The 19165-nt window shown below is 60.8% G+C and carries 16 protein-coding genes; 8 read left to right on the top strand and 8 right to left on the bottom strand.

Annotation, left to right across the window (positions count from 1 at the left end):
* The first annotated feature begins 78 nt into the window (after window positions 1-78).
* Window positions 79-1095, top strand: a complete 1017-nt coding sequence (gene gntR / locus CFBP1590_RS17040; protein ID WP_088235565.1) for an HTH-type transcriptional regulator GntR — start codon at window positions 79-81, stop codon at window positions 1093-1095.
* A 303-nt stretch (window positions 1096-1398) separates the two neighbouring features.
* On the top strand, window positions 1399-2370 hold the full coding sequence (locus tag CFBP1590_RS17035; protein WP_029243772.1) for a YncE family protein: 972 nt from the start codon (window positions 1399-1401) through the stop codon (window positions 2368-2370).
* A gap of 123 nt (window positions 2371-2493) precedes the next feature.
* Here CFBP1590_RS17035 and CFBP1590_RS17030 read toward each other — a convergent pair whose 3' ends face one another.
* The 5 genes from CFBP1590_RS17030 to glcD form a co-directional block, all read right to left on the bottom strand.
* A complete protein-coding gene (locus CFBP1590_RS17030; protein ID WP_088235564.1) occupies window positions 2494-4677 on the bottom strand; it encodes a malate synthase G in 2184 nt (727 codons plus the stop codon).
* Between the two features lie 157 nt (window positions 4678-4834).
* The gene (locus tag CFBP1590_RS17025) at window positions 4835-5242 is read right to left on the bottom strand and encodes a heme-binding protein (protein WP_043304383.1); all 408 of its coding nucleotides are present in this window, start codon (window positions 5240-5242) and stop codon (window positions 4835-4837) included.
* Window positions 5243-5272: 30 nt separating this feature from the next.
* Window positions 5273-6499: a glycolate oxidase subunit GlcF gene (gene glcF / locus CFBP1590_RS17020; protein ID WP_088235563.1), complete on the bottom strand. Its 1227-nt coding sequence runs from the start codon at window positions 6497-6499 to the stop codon at window positions 5273-5275.
* A 3-nt stretch (window positions 6500-6502) separates the two neighbouring features.
* Window positions 6503-7561 (bottom strand): glycolate oxidase subunit GlcE, encoded by a 1059-nt coding sequence (gene glcE, locus CFBP1590_RS17015; RefSeq protein WP_088235562.1) that lies wholly within the window; start codon window positions 7559-7561, stop codon window positions 6503-6505.
* The gene (gene glcD, locus CFBP1590_RS17010) at window positions 7561-9060 is read right to left on the bottom strand and encodes a glycolate oxidase subunit GlcD (RefSeq protein WP_058431137.1); all 1500 of its coding nucleotides are present in this window, start codon (window positions 9058-9060) and stop codon (window positions 7561-7563) included. Before glcD ends, glcE begins: the two co-directional genes overlap by 1 nt.
* Before the next feature lie 296 nt (window positions 9061-9356).
* On the opposite strand from glcD, the gene glcC reads away from it, so the two are divergent.
* The 3 genes from glcC (at window position 9357) to hppD (ending at window position 12109) form a co-directional block, all read left to right on the top strand.
* Window positions 9357-10124, top strand: coding sequence for a transcriptional regulator GlcC (gene glcC / locus CFBP1590_RS17005; protein WP_043304390.1), 768 nt, complete (start codon window positions 9357-9359; stop codon window positions 10122-10124).
* Window positions 10125-10252: 128 nt separating this feature from the next.
* The gene (maiA, locus tag CFBP1590_RS17000) at window positions 10253-10888 is read left to right on the top strand and encodes a maleylacetoacetate isomerase (RefSeq protein WP_088235561.1); all 636 of its coding nucleotides are present in this window, start codon (window positions 10253-10255) and stop codon (window positions 10886-10888) included.
* 144 nt (window positions 10889-11032) lie between these two features.
* Window positions 11033-12109 carry a 4-hydroxyphenylpyruvate dioxygenase gene (gene hppD, locus CFBP1590_RS16995; RefSeq protein ID WP_029243764.1) on the top strand — a complete coding sequence of 359 codons (1077 nt, stop codon included), beginning with the start codon at window positions 11033-11035 and terminating at the stop codon, window positions 12107-12109.
* A 40-nt stretch (window positions 12110-12149) separates the two neighbouring features.
* Here the strand turns inward: hppD and CFBP1590_RS16990 are convergent, their stop codons facing one another.
* Window positions 12150-12938, bottom strand: coding sequence for an IclR family transcriptional regulator (locus tag CFBP1590_RS16990; RefSeq protein WP_029243763.1), 789 nt, complete (start codon window positions 12936-12938; stop codon window positions 12150-12152).
* A 133-nt stretch (window positions 12939-13071) separates the two neighbouring features.
* On the opposite strand from CFBP1590_RS16990, the gene hmgA reads away from it, so the two are divergent.
* Together hmgA and fahA are read left to right on the top strand one after the other, a co-directional pair.
* On the top strand, window positions 13072-14376 hold the full coding sequence (gene hmgA / locus CFBP1590_RS16985) for a homogentisate 1,2-dioxygenase (protein WP_088235560.1): 1305 nt from the start codon (window positions 13072-13074) through the stop codon (window positions 14374-14376).
* Complete coding sequence (fahA, locus tag CFBP1590_RS16980) at window positions 14376-15662, top strand: fumarylacetoacetase (RefSeq protein ID WP_088235559.1); 1287 nt, start codon at window positions 14376-14378, stop codon at window positions 15660-15662. The genes hmgA and fahA overlap by 1 nt, the downstream gene beginning before the upstream one ends.
* Window positions 15663-15677: 15 nt before the next feature.
* Here the strand turns inward: fahA and CFBP1590_RS16975 are convergent, their stop codons facing one another.
* Both CFBP1590_RS16975 and CFBP1590_RS16970 read right to left on the bottom strand, forming a co-directional pair.
* Entirely contained in the window at window positions 15678-17141 is a 1464-nt protein-coding gene (locus CFBP1590_RS16975; protein WP_088235558.1) for an N-acyl-D-amino-acid deacylase family protein, read from the bottom strand.
* Window positions 17142-17170: 29 nt separating this feature from the next.
* Window positions 17171-17791 carry a TetR/AcrR family transcriptional regulator gene (locus tag CFBP1590_RS16970; protein ID WP_025994549.1) on the bottom strand — a complete coding sequence of 207 codons (621 nt, stop codon included), beginning with the start codon at window positions 17789-17791 and terminating at the stop codon, window positions 17171-17173.
* A gap of 219 nt (window positions 17792-18010) precedes the next feature.
* Between CFBP1590_RS16970 and CFBP1590_RS16965 the strand changes: the two genes are divergently transcribed.
* The gene (locus tag CFBP1590_RS16965; protein WP_088235557.1) at window positions 18011-19126 is read left to right on the top strand and encodes an MBL fold metallo-hydrolase; all 1116 of its coding nucleotides are present in this window, start codon (window positions 18011-18013) and stop codon (window positions 19124-19126) included.
* Window positions 19127-19165: the final 39 nt, after the last annotated feature.

Genomic DNA, 19165 nt, shown 5'->3' with positions numbered 1-19165 from the left:
GTTGTCACGGTCCATGAGACAGCGCTACCTTATGGGGCATTCGACACATTTGGCAACCCCTATGTTAGTTGGCAACGCATGATACGCATTGGTTCCCGCTCTACCGGCCGTCCGACCCTCAACGAAGTTGCCCGCCTTGCCGCGGTTTCCCCCATTACCGCATCCCGTGCATTGCGTGGCGTCACGACCGTGGCGCCGGAACTGGTGGAAAAGGTCCGTGCCGCAGCTCAGAGCCTGGGCTATGTCGCCAACCCCGCAGCGCGGGCACTGGCGTCGTCCTGCAGCCAGACCGTGGTGGTGCTGGTGCCATCGCTGTCCAACCAGCTGTTCATCGAGACGCTTGAGGCGATTCAGGATGTGTTGCGCCCTCGTGGTCTGGATGTGGTGATCGGCAACTATCACTATTCCCCGGAGGAAGAAGAAAAGCTGCTGCGCAACCATCTGGTCAACCGGCCACGGGGCATTCTGCTCACCGGTTTCGACCGCACACCTGCATCGCATCAGATGCTGGAAGCCAGTGGCATTCCCTGCGTGCACATGATGGAGCTGGACCCTCGTCAGGGTGCCTACAGTGTCGGCTTCTCCCAGGAACAGGCGGGTGCTCAGGCAGCCCTTCATCTGCTCGGCCGTGGACGCACGCGGCTGGCCTACATGGCGGCCCAGCTCGATACGCGCGTATTGCAGCGCGGCGCGGGCTTTCGTCAGGTTCTGGAAGACGCCGGCCTGTTCGATGCCGAACTGCAAGTCACGACTCCGTTGCCATCGTCGATTGGCCTGGGCGGCGAACTGTTCGCCCGGCTGCTGGATGAGCACCCTGATGTCGACGGCATTTTCTTCTGCAACGATGACCTGGCGCAGGGCGCGTCACTGGAGGCCTTGCGCCTTGGCGTCGCCGTTCCGCAACGGGTCTCTCTGGTGGGTTTCAACGACCTGCCGGGCTCGGCACACATGGTGCCGCGCCTGACTTCCATCCGCACGCCGCGACAGGAAGTGGGCCAGCACGCCGCGCAGTTGCTGCTGGGTTTGCTCGACGGCGTACCCCAGCAGGCAAAGGTTGATCTGGGGTTTGAACTGGTGGTTCGCGAGAGTTCATGATTCAACCCTGGGCAAATTGCTGACCAATGGTGAACGGCCTTTACAGGCCTCACAGGCTTCGACGCCAGCCCCCGATGGCGTTGCCTTTCAACCCTGGAAAGCGCTTTTTGCCACCACTTTCAGCCCGCCTCAAACTGTCATTTCTGTCAGTACCCAACCCGTCCCGGCCAGTATTCAATGACCTGAGGTTTTTGGATCCGGGTGGCATAAGTGCAGTCGCCACATCGTTCGTTGATGGGGCCGTACCTTCCTATCTTTCCCCCATCGTGGCGGTCTCGCGAGACCTATTCACAGGTGAGTGACATGCACAAAAAAGCATCTCAGGACGTAAACGCTTTTACCCACATGGCAGATCCGGACGGCGCAGGAGTACCGCTGGACGTTGCATGGCTGACAGGCATCATTGCGCTGGGTTTCGTGCCCAAGGAAATCGTCATCAGCCCCGATGAAAAGACGCTCTATGTGTCTCATGAAAACGGTAGAGAAATCAGCGTGGTCGATGTCGAGACATCGAGCGTGGTGAGCTGTATCAAGGGGGCCGGGGCGGGCGATATCACCCTCAGCCCCGATGGCAGTCGGCTCTACACGGCAGGCTATAACAAGTGCTTCGTGATCAATACCCTCACGCGCGAGGTGATCAGGGTCATTCCCTCGGGCAGCGTCAACAGGATCGTCTGCAGCCTGGACGGCCGGTTCATTTATCTGTCGTTCCAGTATGCACCGGGCGGGCTGATCCGCCAGATCGAGACGGAGCACTACAGCGTCGTCAACGATTTCGATCTGGGTACCTTGTCCAATGCCTCGCTGGCACTTGGCGTCAGTCCGGGAAACGACCGTGTATATGCCTCGGCACTGGTGGATGGCATCGGCACGACAGCCGTCTCCGCGATCGGTACGATCAGTTACCTGCAGCACGATATTCTTGGCTTCACCGATCCCAGGTCACTGGCAGTCAGTTCGGACGGAACCCATTTGTACGTCGGTGGCATTGATGAGGTATACGTGGTCGATGCGACCACATGCAGAATGTTCTACCGCGAGAAAATCGGCGCACAGGGCTATCCGGTCAGCATCATCGGCATCACGCCGGATGACCGTTACGTGTACGCGGTTTATACCTGCAACTTCGATGTGTACAGAATCGACACGGTCAAGGGAACGGTCAGTTGCGTGGCCTTCTTCCCGTCTATGGGAGGCTCGGTGCTGAACGGGGCAGGTACCCGCCTGTACAGCACTCACACCGACATGAACTGGATCTCCATCTACACGCTGTAGCGTTACCGGCACCGATCCCGCCGCCACCAGCGCTTCGAGAATTTTCCGCCAGACAAACGCCGAATGTTTCTCCTGGCACCGCGCACGGGCCAGAGAAATATTCGGCACTGCAGTGCGGGCGATCTACGGATGCTTCCTGTCCTTGAACGCCAGTCTTGACTCATGCAGCAACGGCTCGGTGTAACCGGCGGGTTGCTCGCAGCCTTTGAATACCAGATCGCAGGCAGTCCTGAACGCTGACGAATGCTTGAAGTCCTTCGCCATGGCCTGGTAATGCGAGTCTCCGGCGTTCTGCTTGTCCACCACCTTGGCCATGCGCTCCAGCACGCTTTGCACGTACTGGGCATCGACCACCTTGTGCAGCAGCCAGTTGGCCATGTGCTGACTGGAAATGCGCAAAGTCGCGCGGTCTTCCATCAACCCGACATCGTGGATGTCCGGCACCTTGGAACAGCCCACGCCCTGTTCTACCCAGCGCACCACGTAGCCGAGCAGACCCTGTGCGTTGTTCTCCAGCTCTTCGCGAATCTGCTCCAGCGTCCATTGCGGATCGGCGACCACCGGGATGGTGAGCAGATCGTCGAGCAGTTGTTCCCTTACGTCCTCCAGATTCACCTGTTCAAGCGTCTGCTGAACAGCACGCACGTCGACCCGGTGATAGTGCAGGGCGTGCAGGGTCGCGGCCGTCGGCGATGGCACCCAGGCCGTGGTGGCGCCAGACTGCGGATGGCCGATTTTCTGCTCCAGCATGTCCGCCATGCGGTCCGGCATCGCCCACATGCCCTTGCCGATCTGCGCGCGTCCTCTCAATCCGCAGGCCAGTCCCACCAGTACGTTGCTGCGCTCATACGCCCTGATCCACGGCGCGTTTTTCATCTCGCCCTTGCGCAGCACCGGACCTGCCTGCATGGCGCTGTGAATTTCATCGCCGGTGCGGTCCAGAAAGCCGGTATTGATAAACGCGACCCGCGCCGAGGCCGCTTCGATGCACGCCTTGAGGTTGACGCTGGTGCGCCGCTCCTCGTCCATGATGCCCATCTTCACGGTATGGCGAGGCAGCTTGAGCACGTCCTCAATCCGGTTGAACAGTTGATCGGCGAACGCCACTTCGTCCGGGCCGTGCATTTTCGGTTTGACGATGTAGATACTGCCTGCGCGGGAGTTGCCGCGTCGTTCGAGGTCGTGAAGCGCAATCAGGCTGGTCATCACGCCGTCCAGAATGCCCTCGGGAATCTCATGCCCGTCGTGGTCGATGATCGCCGGGTTGGTCATCAGATGGCCGACGTTACGAATGAACAGCAGTGAACGGCCGCGCAGTTTGAGTTCGCCGCCATTCGCTGCCTTGTAGGACCGATCCGGATTGAGGGTGCGAGTGACCGGCTTGCCACCCTTGTCGAGGGTGGCGGCGAGGTCGCCCTTCATCAGGCCCAGCCAGTTGCGGTACACCTGTATCTTGTCGTCGGCGTCCACTGCAGCCACCGAGTCTTCACAGTCGATGATGGTTGACAGTGCCGACTCCAGCAGCAGGTCCTTGATTCTGGCCACATCGCTGCTGCCGACCGGGTGGCGTGGGTCGATCTGGATCTCGATGTGCAGGCCATTGTTCTTGAGCAGGATCGCGTCAGGCTTGCCTGGCTCGCCCTGAAAACCGACGTACTTTTCCGGCTGCTGCAGGACGGTCTGGGTGCCATCGGCCAGCGCGATGCGCAACTGGCCGTCTTCGATGCGGTAATTGCGGGCGTTGATGTGGCTGCCGTTGGCAAGCGGCGCGGCTTCGTCGAGCAGTTCGCGGGCGAACACAATGACCTTGGCACCGCGTAGCGGGTTGTAGCCTGCGCTGATTTCGGCGCCGTTGGAGGTATCGATGGCGTCAGTACCGTACAGCGCGTCGTACAGCGAACCCCAGCGGGCATTGGCTGCATTCAGCGCGTAGCGTGCATTACTGGCAGGAACCACCAGTTGCGGGCCTGCCTGTTCGCTGATTTCCAGATCGACATTGGAAGTCGTTGCCTTGACCTGCTCCGGCACCGGGCGCAGGTAGCCGATGGCGGTCAGAAACTCGCGGTAGGCGGGCATGTCGCTGATCGGGCCGGGATGCTTTTTGTGCCAGGCGTCCAGTTCGGCCTGCAGGCGCTCACGCTCGGCCAGCAATTCGCGATTGCGCGGGGCCAGTTCGTGGACCAGCGCATCGAAGCCTTCCCAGAACGCTTCCGGGTCCAGTCCGGTGCCAGGCAGGACTTCTTCCTCGACGAAGCGTTGCAGATTGACGGCCACCTTGAGGCGTTGGCATTTGATGAAGTCGGTCATGAGGAAAGGTCCTTGGTTAAGGTTCTGATCGTGCCAATGCTCCGCGTTGGCAAGCATCCTGTGAGGCTCTGCATCACGCTCAAGAGCGGACGCGGAGCGTCCTGGGCGGCGTTACCACGCTGGAGCATGGGAACGACCTGTTTAAGGTGTCGGGCCCTCAATCCGCATTCAGCGCCGCGATACCTGCCTTGGCGACCTGGGCATCCTGATCGGCCTTCACGCCGGATACGCCGACCGCGCCGATCACTTGGCCGTCGACGATCACCGGCACTCCGCCTTCCAGGGACGTCAGCAGCGGGGCGCTGAGAAACGCCGTGCGGCCGCCATTGACCATCTCTTCGTAGCCCTTGGATTCGCGTTTGCCCAATGCCGAGGTTCGGGCTTTTTCGATGGAGATGTAGCTGCTGATCGGCGAGGCGTCGTCCAGGCGTTCGAACGCCAGCAGGTGGCCACCGTCGTCGACGATGGCAATCGCCACCGCCCAGCCGTTGGTGTGGGCTTCTTCACGCGCAGCGACGAGCATCTGGCTGACTTCGTTCTGGGTCAAAACGGCTTTGATTTTCATATGTTCTCCTGAGAAGGGGGATGGAACTGTTCAGTGGGTTCCGTTGAGTGCCTGATCGATCAGCTCGATCCAGTGCCGCACCGGCGTTCGATTGGCGCTCGTCAGATGCGTCTGGCAACCGATGTTTGCCGTAGCGATCACCTGAGGTTTGCCGCTTTCCAGCGCGTTCATGCGGTTGTCGCGCAACTGGCGGGCCAGGACCGGCTGGGTGACCGAGTAAGTGCCTGCCGAGCCGCAGCACAGATGGCCATCCGGTACAGCGGTCAGGTTGAAGCCTAGACGAGTCAGCACCCGTTCGACCTCGCCACCCAGCTTTTGCGCATGCTGCAAGGTGCACGGGCAATGGAGTGCCAGCCGCGTGTCGGTTTTGATGCCCAGCGTTTCCAGAGGTTCGTCGCGCAGCACTTCGACCAGATCCCGGGCCTTTGCACTGACTTGCGCGGCTTTCTCGGCGTAGGCCGGGTCGTGACGCAACAAATGGCCGTAATCCTTGACGAACGCCCCGCAGCCACTGGCCGTCTGGACGATGCTCTGCGCGCCGGCTTCGATGGCTGGCCACCACGCGTCGATATTGCGCCGGGCACGGTCCAGCCCGGCTTCCTGCGCATTAAGGTGGTAATCCACCGCACCGCAGCAACCCGCTTCGCTGATCGGCGTGACGCTGATGCCGAGGCGGTCCAGCACGCGTGCGGTGGCCGCGTTGGTGTTGGGCGACAGCGCCGGTTGCACGCAGCCTTCCAGCATCAACACCTGACGTGCCTGGCGAGTGACCGGACGGACGCCTGCCGGGTGAATCGTGTCTGGCAGTTTGTCTTTCAACATACCCGGCAGCAGCGGGCGAAACGTGGTGCCCATGCGGGTCAGCGATTTGAACAGGCCCGCGTTGGGTACCACGTTGCGCAGGCCTTCACGCAGCAGCCGTTGACCCAACGGACGGGGCACGGCGGCATCGACGACAGCGCGGCCGATGTCCAGCAGATTGTGATAATCGACGCCCGACGGGCAGGTGGTCTCGCAGTTGCGGCAGCTCAGGCAACGGTCCAGGTGCAACTGGGTTTTCTCGGTGACTTCATTGCCTTCCAGCACCTGCTTGATCAGATAGATCCGTCCTCGTGGACCGTCCAGCTCATCGCCCAGCAACTGGTAGGTCGGGCAGGTGGCGTTGCAGAAACCGCAGTGCACGCAGCTGCGCAGAATACGTTCGGCTTCTTCGGCGCGGGGCAGTTGTCTGGCCTGTTCGCTCAGGGTGGTCTGCATGGTTCAGAGCTCCGCGTACAGTCGGCCGGGGTTGAAGATCCCTTGCGGGTCCAGCCTGGCTTTGAGTTGATGGTGGTAGCGCAGCAGCGGCGTGGCCAGGGGTTGGAACGGGCAGTCATGGTGCCCCGGCGTATAGCAGGTCGCATGCCCACCCACAGCGATGACCATGGCGCGAATGGCCTCGCCGCTGGCATCGGATTTCAGCCAGCGCTGTCCTCCGGCCCAGTCGATGAGCTGCTCGCCCGGCAGATCCAGCACACCGGTATCGGCCGGCACACAGAGCCGCCACAGCGCGCGCGAGTCATCGAAGAACGGCAGGCGCTGTTCATTGAGCGCCTGCCAGTAGGTCGGCTCTAGCTTTTCGCCACCCAGTCTGTCGTGTGCAGCGGCCACCGAGCCTTCGCCGCCCTCAAGACGCAGGCGCAATATGTTTCCATCATGGCTGGCGGCGCTGATCGGCATCGGCTGCTGGCCCCATTCCGTCAGGCTCATCAGCGCGCGGGCACTGTCCATTTCCAGCGCAATACTGCTGCACAGGCGCGGCCTTGGCAGCACCTTGAGCGACACCTCGGTCAGTACGCCCAGACAACCCATGCTGCCTGCCATCAGACGCGAGACGTCGTAGCCCGCCACGTTCTTCATCACTTCGCCGCCGAAGCGCAGGTGCTTGCCATGGCCGGTGATCACACGGGTGCCCAGTACGAAATCGCGTACCGAGCCGCTCCACGGCCGACGCGGGCCGGACAGCCCGGCCGCGACCATGCCGCCCAGCGTGGCATTGCCGAAGGTCGGTGGTTCGCAGGGCAGCATCTGACCGGCATCTTCAAGCGTCTGCATCAGTTCGCTCAACGGCGTACCGGCACGCGCGGTGATAACCAGTTCGGTCGGGTCATAACTGACGATGCCGCAGTGAGGACGAGTGTCGAGCACCTCGCCTGACACTTCACGGCCGAGAAACGCCTTGCTGTTGCTGCCCTGAATGCGCAGTGGTGTGGCGTCGCGCAAGGCGTGGTTGACCTGATCGAGCAGGCTGGCGCTGGCGTCTCTGTCCTGTGCAATCATCAGAAGCGCTCCAGATCAGGGAAGGGCAGTTGCCCGGCATGCACATGCATCGCGCCGAACTCTGCACAGCGATGCAGTGTCGGGATGTTCTTGCCGGGGTTGAGCAGACCGCTGGCATCGAACGCGGCCTTGATCGCATGAAACAGGGTCAGTTCATCGCTGTTGAACTGCGCGCACATCTGATTGATTTTCTCCCGCCCGACGCCGTGCTCGCCGGTGATGCTGCCGCCGACCTTGACGCACAGTTCGAGAATTTTTCCGCCCAGTTCCTCTGCGCGCGCAAGCTCGCCGGGCTGATTGGCATCGAACAGAATCAGCGGGTGCATGTTGCCGTCTCCGGCATGAAACACGTTGGCCACGCGCAGGCCGTAGTGTTCGGACAGTTCGCTGATACTGCGCAGCACGCCGGGCAATTCACGACGCGGGATGGTGCCGTCCATGCAGTAATAGTCCGGCGACAGGCGGCCCACCGCCGGAAACGCGTTCTTGCGGCCGGCCCAGAAACGCACACGCTCGGCTTCGTCCCTTGCCTGACGCACTTCTGTGGCGCCAGCCAGCGTCAGCACCTCGCGTACCCGTTCGCAGTCATCGTGGACATCGGCTTCGACACCGTCCAGCTCGCACAACAGAATGGCTTCTGCGTCGACCGGATAGCCTGCGTGAATGAAATCTTCAGCGGCGCGGATCGCCAGGTTATCCATCATCTCCAGCCCACCGGGAATGATGCCCGCTGCAATGATATCGCCCACCGCGCGCCCGGCTTTTTCCACTGAATCGAACGCTGCCAGCAGCACCTTGGCGACCTGTGGCCTGGGCAGCAGTTTGACGGTTACTTCGGTGATAACGCCGAGCATGCCTTCCGAGCCCGTGAACAGCGCAAGCAGGTCGAAGCCGGGGGAATCCAGCGCGTCGCTGCCCAGCGTCATGTATTCGCCTTCGACGGTGAGAATCTCGACCTTGAGCAGGTTATGCACGGTCAGGCCGTATTTGAGGCAATGAACGCCGCCTGCGTTTTCAGCCACGTTGCCGCCGATGGAGCAGGCAATTTGCGAAGAGGGGTCTGGCGCGTAGTACAGGCCATGCGGCGCTGCGGCCTGGGAAATGGCCAGATTGCGCACGCCAGGCTGGACGCGGGCCAGACGGGCAGCAGGATTGATCTCAAGAATCCGGTTGAAACGGGCCATTACCAGCAGCACGCCTTGCTCCAGCGGCAATGCACCGCCTGAAAGCCCGGTGCCAGCTCCGCGGGCGACCACCGGCACGCGTCGTTCGTGGCACATTCTGAGCAGCGTCTGCACTTCTTCGATATGGCGCGGCAGTACCACCAGCAACGGCGTGGTGCGGTAGGCGGACAACCCGTCGCACTCGTACGGCCGCAGCTCTTCGGCGCGGTGCAGAATGTCCAGATCGGGCAACTGCTGTTGAAGGTCGTGAAGCAACTGTTGCTTGTCCACAACAGGCAGTACGCCGTCGAGGCGTTCGTCGTAAAGAATGTTCATCAGGCAACCCAGGATTGTTTTTATCGGGCTAGCGGTTGACTTGCATCATTGAGGTTGCGAGACGTAGTGTCTATGGCGTAAAGCGCTGGTCGAACCAGTTTTTGAGCATCTGATTTCCGATATTGTTTTTTTGGTCTATATAAATCAAATGCTTGTTTTGTATTTGAACTGGTCGGCGCTCGCTCGACTTTACTGGTCATACCAGTAGGCTTGTCCACGCTTCATTGGGCCGCACGTAACGTACTGACTGAACGCGCCTCCCACAGAAAAGATAGCGTTTCTTCAGCGGAGACCTTATGAACAACGAACCCACGCCAAGACCTGCCCAGGTCGCAGACGTGGTCTGCGAGCGGATCGAGCGGCTGATTGTCGATGGCGTGCTGAAGGTCGGGCAGTTGCTGCCTTCCGAACGACGCCTCACCGAAAAGCTCGGTGTGTCGCGAACCGCGTTGCGCGAAGGTCTGAAGCTGTTGCGGGCGCGTGGCATCATTGAAACGAGGCAAGGCAAGGGGTCATTCGTCGCTCGGATGAATGCAGATCAGCACACCTCGCCGCTCATGCACCTGTTCGGCTCACAGCCGCGCACGCTCTATGACCTGTTCGAAGTGCGCAGCCTGCTGGAGGGCGAGTCGGCGCGGCTGGCGGCATTGCGTGGCACCGATGCGGACTTCGTGCTGATCACCCGCAGCTACGACGCACTGGTCGCCGCGCAAGGTAACGAGCTACCGGCCAGCGAGCATGCGCGCCTTGATCACGCCTTTCATCTGGCCATCTGCGAAGCTTCACACAATCCGGTGCTGGTGCAGACCCTGCGTTCGCTGACCGATCTACTCCTGAATACGGTATTTGCCTCGGTCAACAACCTGTATCACCGTGAGCCACAGAAGCGCCAGATTGATCGCCAGCATGCCCGTCTGTACAACGCCGTCACCGGCCGTCTGCCGGAACAGGCGCGCAAGGCCGCGCTGGCGCACATTCAGAGTGTCAGCGATAACCTGCGCGAGATTGAAAATGAAGAGCAAAGGCTGGTCCGCGCGACGCTGCGGCTGGAGGGCTGGACCTGAGCTAACACAGACGTGTGTTGACATGCGTTCAGTGATCACGCAGTTTACGCATTACGTAAGTTGATTACGAAAAATGACGATTAAAATAACAACAGGCAACGCCAGGTGCGTTCCAGCAGGTGGCTTCGGTGGATCTGTTCACTTATTACCGTTCGACGTCCAGCTACCGGGTGCGTATTGCGCTGGCCCTCAAGGGGCTTGAGCCTGCGGCAATTCCGGTCAATCTGATTCGCGACGGCGGCGAGCAGCACACTCTTGAATACCGCACGATCAATCCGCAGGGCAGGGTGCCCGCGCTGCGCCTGGACGGCGGTGAAGTGATCACACAGTCGCCTGCCATTATCGAATACCTTGAAGAACGCTATCCGACACCTTCCCTGCTGGCCGGCGACCTGACCCTGCGTGCCCGTCAGCGTGCGGTCGCCGCGATCATCGCGTGCGACATCCACCCGTTGCACAACGTGTCGGTGCTCAACCGGTTGCGCAGCCTTGGCCAGGACGAACAGGTCGTTTCAGACTGGATAGGCCACTGGATCAGCGAAGGCCTCAATGCAGTAGAACAGTTGATCGACGGCGACATTTTCTGTTTTGGCGACACGCCCGGTATCGCCGATGTGTACCTGCTGCCCCAGTTGTATGCGGCGCATCGCTTCAATGTCGACCTCGACGCCTTTCCCAGGATTCGTCAGGTGGAGCAGCGAGCGTTGCAGCATCCGGCCTTTTTGCAGGCGCACCCTGATGCACAATCGGACAAGCCGGAGTAGGCTGGCCTTATGAAGATTCTTGGACTGCAACTGATTTTCGGTGACTTCCTCGCCCGCAGCGTGCGAGGCATTTCGTGTGCGCCGCCCGCAGGACTGTGACAGCGATCATTCTTCCGCTTACCACTTTCCTGCAAGGAGCCAGACATGGCTGATCTCTACGAAAACCCGATGGGCCTGATGGGCTTTGAATTCATCGAATTTGCCTCGCCGACCCCTAATACTCTCGAACCGGTGTTCGAGATCATGGGCTTCACCAAGGTGGCGACTCACCGTTCCAAGGACGTGACCCTGTATCGTCAGGGCGCGATCAATATCATCCTCAATAACGAGCCGCACAGCCTGGCGTCGTACTTCGCCGCCGAGCACGGTCCTTCGGTGTGCGGCATGGCGTTCCGGGTCAAGGACGCACAGAAGGCCTACAACCGCGCGCTGGAACTGGGTGCGCAGCCGGTTGAAATCGCCACCGGGCCGATGGAACTGCGTCTGCCGGCGATCAAGGGCATCGGCGGTGCGCCGCTCTACCTGATCGACCGGTTTGGTGAAGGCACCTCGATCTATGACATCGACTTCAATTTCATCGAAGGCGTGGACCGTCATCCGGTCGGCGCCGGCCTGAAGTTCATCGACCACCTGACACACAACGTTTATCGCGGGCGCATGGCGTACTGGGCGAATTTCTACGAGAAGCTGTTCAACTTCCGTGAAATTCGCTACTTCGATATCAAGGGCGAATACACCGGGCTGACCTCCAAGGCCATGACTGCACCCGATGGCATGATCCGCATCCCGCTGAACGAGGAGTCGTCCAAGGGTGCAGGGCAGATCGAAGAGTTTCTGATGCAGTTCAACGGCGAAGGCATCCAGCACGTCGCCTTCTTCACTGACGACCTGATCAAGACCTGGGACGCCCTCAAGTCCATCGGCATGCGCTTCATGACGGCGCCGCCGGATACCTACTACGAGATGCTCCAGGGACGTCTGCCGAACCATGGCGAACCCGAGGATGAGTTGAAAGCCCGAGGCATCCTGCTCGACGGTTCTTCGGACAGCGGTGAACGTCGTCTGCTGCTGCAGATATTTTCCGAAACCCTGATGGGGCCGGTGTTCTTCGAATTTATCCAGCGCAAGGGTGATGACGGGTTCGGCGAAGGCAACTTCAAGGCCCTGTTCGAATCCATCGAGCGGGACCAGATCAAGCGTGGCGTACTGACCGCCGATTGATGAGGTTGATGCCCGGTGCGTTCAGCGCCGGGCATTGCCTTCACACGGGCATCGAGCCGCCCATGCGTTCGCTGATGGCGGTTGCCGTTTCCAGTAGTCGAGTGGCCGCAATGCTCTGCGCCTGATCAGTCAGTATCGAGCCTGGCCCGACGACCGTGATCACGCCCGCCAGCTTGTTGCCCATTGTGAACAGCGGGCAGGATGCGGCGTTAATGCCAGGCATCAGCAAGCCCTGGATCTGATGCACGCCCGTTGTGCGGATCTGCGTCAGATGACGGTCGATTTCCTTCAATTGGGCAGCATTCAGGTGCGGCACTTCCTGCTCGCGCAGCAGCGTGGTTTCAGCGGCTGGCAGAAAGCTTTCGAACACCAGACCGGTGGACGAGCTGAGCAACGGCAGTACCGATCCTATCTGCGTGACCAGCGTTACCGCACCCAGCGACGGCTCGACGTACACCACGGTCGGCCCCTTGTTGCCCCATACCGCCAGAAAGCAGGTCTGATTCAGCTCGTCGCGCAGATTCGCGAGCCAGGGCGCGGCGATTTTCAGCACGTCCAGTTTGCCCAGCGATGCCAGACCGACCTGCAACGCTTCGCGGCCCAGGCCGTAATGGCTGGTGACGGTGTCCTGTTCAGCGAAGCCGCTGGCGACCAGCGCCTGCAAGTAGCGATGCACCTTGGCGGCAGGCATGCCCAGGTGTTCGGCCAGTTTCGACAGCGGCGTGGAAGGTGACAGCTCTGCGAGAGCCTTGAGCACGCCAAGGCCCACTTCAGCAGCCTGGACCTTCTGCTGGCGTCCGTTGGCCGGACTTTCGGTCTCTTGGGTCATGGGGAGTGCGCCAGTCTGGAAAGGCAGCTTTATAGCTTGACCAGCCTGCAAACTCAAATTACGTTATGCGTAATTGCCTTACGCTTGCTGTTACGCTTTTCAGTCGCTCGACCCATAACAACAAGAGGTCCAGATGCCTGCACACTTCCCGCAACAGCCGCTGACCTATCAGACCGGCTTCGGCAATCAGTTCAGCAGCGAGGCGCTGCCCGACGCGTTGCCCCTCGGACAGAACTCGCCGCAGAAGCATCCGTTGGGCCTTTACGCCGAGCAGTTGTCTGGCACGGCGTTCACGGTATCGCGTGACGAAGCGCGGCGCAGCTGGCTCTATCGCATCAAGCCGTCTGCCGCGCATCCTGCCTATCAACGCATGACACGACAGATCATCGGAGCCGGGCAGGGGGCGATCACGCCCAACCGCTTGCGCTGGAATGCCTTCGATATTCCCGATGACCCCACCGACTTCCTCGACGGCCTGATCGCCCTGGCCAGCACCTCGGCAGCGGATCAGGCCGAGGGCGTCAGTGTGTATGTGTATGCGGCCAACGCTCCGATGCAGCGGGCGTTCTTCAACGCTGACGGGGAATGGCTGATCGTGCCGCAACAGGGGCGCCTGCGACTGGTCACCGAGCTGGGCCTGCTGGACATCGAGCCGCAGGAAATTGCCGTAGTGCCGCGCGGCATGAAGTTCAGCGTACACCTGCTCGACGGCGATGCACGTGGCTATGTGTGCGAGAACCACGGCTGTGCGTTACGCCTGCCCGATCTGGGGCCGATCGGCAGCAATGGGCTGGCCAATCCGCGGGACTTCATGGCGCCAGTTGCCTGGTTCGAGGAACGTGACGAACCGATGGAGCTGGTGCAGAAATTCCTCGGCGAATTGTGGGCCACGCAACTGGATCACTCGCCGTTCGACGTGGTCGGCTGGCACGGCAACAACGTGCCCTACAAATATGATCTGCGCCGCTTCAATACCCTCGGCACCGTCAGCTTCGACCATCCCGACCCGTCGATTTTTACCGTGCTGACCTCGCCAAGTGCCATCCATGGACAGGCCAACGTTGACTTCGTGATCTTTCCGCCACGCTGGATGGTGGCGGAAAACACCTTCCGACCGCCCTGGTTTCATCGCAACCTGATGAACGAATTCATGGGTCTGATCGAGGGGGCCTACGACGCCAAGGCCGAAGGCTTCATGCCCGGTGGCGTTTCGCTGCATAACTGCATGAGCGCGCACGGGCCTGACAACGTCACGGCAGAAAAAGCGACCGCTGCCGAGCTCAAGCCGCACAAGATCGAGAACACCATGGCGTTCATGTTCGAGACCGGCAAGGTTTTGCGCCCCAGTCGTCATGCTCTGGACTGTTCGCAATTACAGACCGATTACGACGCCTGCTGGAACGGCATGGCCAAGACCTTCCACAAGGAACTGCCCTGATGACTACCGCTTCGAACCGCCGCAGTTGGGTGGCGTCCGCCAACGGCCACGCTGATTTCCCTCTGCAGAACCTGCCATTGGGGGTGTTCAGTCACGGAGATTCCGGCCCGCGTGGCGGGGTTGCCATTGGCGACAGCATTCTTGATCTAAAGGCTGCCGTGCAGGCCGGTGTGTTCGACGGCCCTGCAAGCGAGGTCGCCGGGGTCGCCAGCCGCGATCAACTCAACGATTTCTTTGCCCTTGGCGCCAATACGCGCAAAACCTTGCGCACGGCGCTGCTGCACTGGCTGGATGAAGCCAATCCACCTCAAGCCAACGCCGAGCAGTTGCTGCTGCCCATGAGCGACTGCAAGATGCATTTGCCAGCCAGGGTGGGCGATTACACCGATTTCTATGTCGGAATTCATCATGCACTGAACGTCGGCAAGCTGTTTCGGCCCGATAATCCGCTGCTGCCCAATTACAAATATGTGCCCATCGGCTATCACGGTCGGGCCTCGACTCTCTGCATATCGGGTACCTCGATCAAGCGCCCGAATGGCCAGACCCTTGCGGCGGGCCAGGACGTACCAACCTTCGGGCCATGCAAGCGTCTGGATTACGAACTGGAACTGGGTGTCTGGATCGGCCCGGGCAATGCGCAGGGTGAGGCCATCGATATCGGGCAGGCGAGCGAACATATCGCCGGTTTCTGTCTGCTCAATGACTGGTCGGCACGCGACATTCAGGCCTGGGAATACCAGCCGCTGGGGCCTTTCCTGTCAAAGAGCTTCGCGACCACGATTTCGCCCTGGGTGGTGACAGCGGAAGCGCTGGAGCCTTTCCGCAGCGCCCAGCCGGCGCGTCCTGAAGGCGATCCTCAGCCGTTGCCGTATCTGCTCGATCAGACGGATCAACAGGGCGGCGCACTGGACATCGAACTGGAAGTCCTGCTGCTGACGGAGAAAATGAAAGCCGCTGGCGCGCAGCCCCATCGTCTGGCCGTGAGCAATTCGCTGAACATGTACTGGACCGTGGCGCAGATGGTGGCGCATCACAGTGTCAACGGCTGCAAGTTGCAGCCAGGTGACCTGTTCGGCACCGGCACCTTGTCCGGCCCGCAGCCGGGGCAGTTCGGCAGTCTGTTGGAAATGACCGAAGGCGGGAAACAGGTGGTAGCCCTGCCCAATGGCGAGGAACGACGCTTTCTGGAACGCGGCGATGAAGTGATTCTGCGGGCACGTTGTCATCGTGCGGGGCAGGTATCGATCGGCTTCGGTGAGTGCCGAGGCATCATCGTCGGTTGATCAATGCGCCAGTGGTCAACCCGCCTTGAAGCCATCCACCAGCGAATCGGTGCGGGGCAGAAACTGCCCCCATCGTTCGGTCTGCCCGACACCGTCGGCGTAGCTCAATCGGCCGTTGACCCAGACGCGCTCGATGCCCTCGGCGGCGCGTTGTGGGTCCTTGAAATCGGCAACGTCCCTGATGCGCTGCGGGTCGAACAACACCAGATCCGCCCAATAACCTTCACGTATCAAACCGCGCTGCAGCAGTCCGAAGCGCGCAGCCGAAAGTCCGGTCATCTTGTGCACGGCGGTGTGCAGCTCGAACAGTTTGCGGTCGCGACTGAAATGCCCGAGCACCCTGGGGAACGCGCCCCACAGGCGCGGATGCGGAAAGGGATCTTCCGGCAGGCCGTCAGAGCCGATCATGGTCAGCGGATGACTGAGGATGCGCTCCACATCAGCCTCGTCCATCCCGTAATACACCGCGCCCGCAGGCTGCAACCGGCGTGCGCTGTCCTCCAGAGAAAGACTCCAGTCGGCGGCGATATCTGCCAGGTCACGTCCGCCCTGATCAGGGTGCGGTGTGGACCAGGTAATCGTGATTCTGAATGCATCTGTCACCTGCTTGAGGTCCAGCGTCGAGGAGCTGGCCGCGTAGGGATAACAGTCGCAGCCGACCGGATGACTGGCGGCAGCGTTTTCCAGGGCTGATAACAGCTGTGGACTGCGCCCCCAGTTGCCCGCGCCTGCGCATTTTAAGTGTGAAATCACCACCGGCACCTGTGCATGACGTCCAATGCGAAACGCTTCGTCCATGGCCTCCAGCACCGGCTCGAACTCGCTGCGCAGATGGGTGGTGTAAACCGCGCCGACCTCCGTCAGTTCTTCGGCAAGCTGCATGACTTCGTCGGTCTCGGCGCTGAAGGCCGATGCGTAGGCCAGTCCGGTGGACAGCCCCAGCGCGCCATTTGCCAGGCTGTCACGCAGTTGCTCGCGCATGGCGCTGATCTCGCCCGCGCTGGCGGTGCGCAGCAGGTCCTTCATGTGATTGCTGCGCAGGGCGGTGTGACCGATCAGGGCCGCGACATTGACGGCTGGCCGGGCGGCCTGCACGGCGGCACGGTAATCGGCAAAGCGTGGGTAGACGAATTCGCGGGCTGACCCGAGCAGGTTCATCGGATCAGGTGGTTCACCGGCCAGGCTGACCGGCGAAGCACTGATACCACAATTGCCGACAATGACGGTGGTCACGCCCTGGCTGATCTTGGGTAGCATCTGGGGCTTGCGGATTACCACGGTGTCGTCGTGGGTGTGCACGTCGATGAATCCGGGAGCCAGCACCAAGCCGTGGGCATCGATTTCTTCAATTGCAGAGGCGTCAGGCAGTGCACCGATGCGCAGGATGCGTCCGTCATGGATGGCCACATCGGCGCGGTAACCGGTTGCGCCGCTACCGTCGATCACAAATGCATCACGGATCAGCAGGTCGTACAGCATGTCAGTCTCCGGGGTGCTTTCGCTGCCCTTCAGGACTCGGTTGGCTTTTCGTACCAGCCAAGAAACAGATTCAAGGTCGACTCGACGATTTCGTCCTGCTTTTCCGGGCTGAGCAGGGCGGCGCCAAAGGTCACCTGCGGCCAGAACGCGAACGACTTGAGCAACGCATGCACCTGCGTGGCGGCAAAGCCCGGATCGACCGGCTTCAGTCGTCCGTCCTTTTGCGCGGCGCGAATCCAGGCGCTGAAGGTTTCCTCGCGCTCGTTGATGCGTGCCAGCCAGACCTGGGCGCGCTCGGGCGAATGGATGGTTGCTCCGACCACGACCCGTGCGAGGTCCAGAAAACTGCTGTCGTTGAGGGTGCGCATTTTGCCCGTCAACAGATCCCTCAACTGTTCGCGCAGACCGACATCGGCGTGATACACCACGTCTGATTGCGGGGGAGAGCAGTTCCAGAGACGCTGGAGGATCTCGGCAAAAAGCTCTTCCTTGCTGGGAAAGTGGTTGTAGACCGTGCGCTTGGAAACCTCGGCCCGCGCGGCGATGCGGTCCATGCTGGTGACCTCGAAACCACGGTCACCGAACTCGGCAATGGCTGCCAGGACGATGGCTTCGCGTTTCTGATCGGTGAGGCGCATGGGAGCTGTCATAGGTTCGCTTCAAACGTGCGTTTAGAGAAAATTACACTCGGCAGTTTACTTGTCGCGGTGGATCATGCAAGCTTAAAACTACACCGTGTAGTGTAATGCACTGTTACACATTTGAAGCGATGTTGTCGATGCCACATGCTTGACATCAGACTCCTGCAACGTAATAGCAGACACTTTTGCACGGCTGAGCCTCAACCTGTCCCAGGGAGTCAGCAAACCATGTCCACGACCCACCAGAAAACGGATGTCTCTTCACTGCCCGTCCTGTCTCGTCACGAGGGGCGTTATCGTAATCATGCGCCGATGAAACCGTTCAGCCTTGTTCGAACGCTGGGCATTTTCTGGGATCAGGCGTTCAACAAACCCAAGGACACCCGTCCGGCGGGCAAGGTGCCGGTGCTGCCGCTCTCGCGTCAGCAACTGCTGGCCGCGCCGGACAACACGGTGTACCGGCTCGGGCATTCCACCGTTCTGTTGAAACTGCGCAACCGCTTCTTTCTGACCGATCCGGTGTTTGCCGAGCGGGCGTCGCCGGTGCAATGGGCCGGGCCGCAGCGCTTTCACCAGCCGCCGATCAGTCTGGAAGATTTGCCGCCGATCACTGCCGTCATCCTCTCGCACAACCATTACGACCACCTGGATCGTATGGCGATCAAGGCGCTGATGGCAAAGACCGAGCATTTCATCGCGCCGCTTGGCGTGGGCGATACGCTGATCGAATGGGGTGTGCCCGCGCACAAGGTACGACAACTGGACTGGTGGCAGTCCACGGAAGTGGAGGGCATCGAGTTCGTCGCCACACCGTCCCAACACTTCTCGGGGCGTACCTTGCGCGACAGCAATCAGACGTTGTGGGCGTCCTGGGTGATGATCAACGATCAGCAACGGATTTTCTTCAGCGGCGACAGCGGTTACTTCGATGGTTTCAAGACCATTGGCGAGCAATACGGCCCGTTCGACCTGACCCTGATGGAAACCGGCGCCTATAACGTGGAATGGCCCCAGGCGCATATGCAGCCCGAAGAGACGTTGCAGGCGCACCTCGACCTGCGCGGTCGCTGGCTGTTGCCGATCCACAACGGCACCTTCGACCTGTCGATGCACGCCTGGCACGAGCCGTTCGACCGGATTCTGGCACTGGCCTGGGAGCAGAACGTGACCATCACCACGCCCATGATGGGCCAGCCGTTCTACCTGGATTATCCCTGCCGCGGGATGACCTGGTGGATGGCTGTCGATGAGGTCGCCACGTCTGAAACTGCGCCTGAATCCGAGTCTGAAGCCGCGCATGAAGGCCATGTCGCAGCCTGCAGTGGCCGTCGCCAGAGCGCCTGATCGCCAAAGGTTCGAACTGATTTATCGATAGCGCTGCCT

This window comes from Pseudomonas viridiflava (genome assembly GCF_900184295.1).
In the GTDB taxonomy this organism is placed as follows: Bacteria; Pseudomonadota; Gammaproteobacteria; order Pseudomonadales; family Pseudomonadaceae; genus Aquipseudomonas; species Aquipseudomonas viridiflava.
The sequence above is the reverse complement of the archived record's forward strand: the minus strand, read 5'-3'. Positions and strand labels throughout refer to the sequence as shown.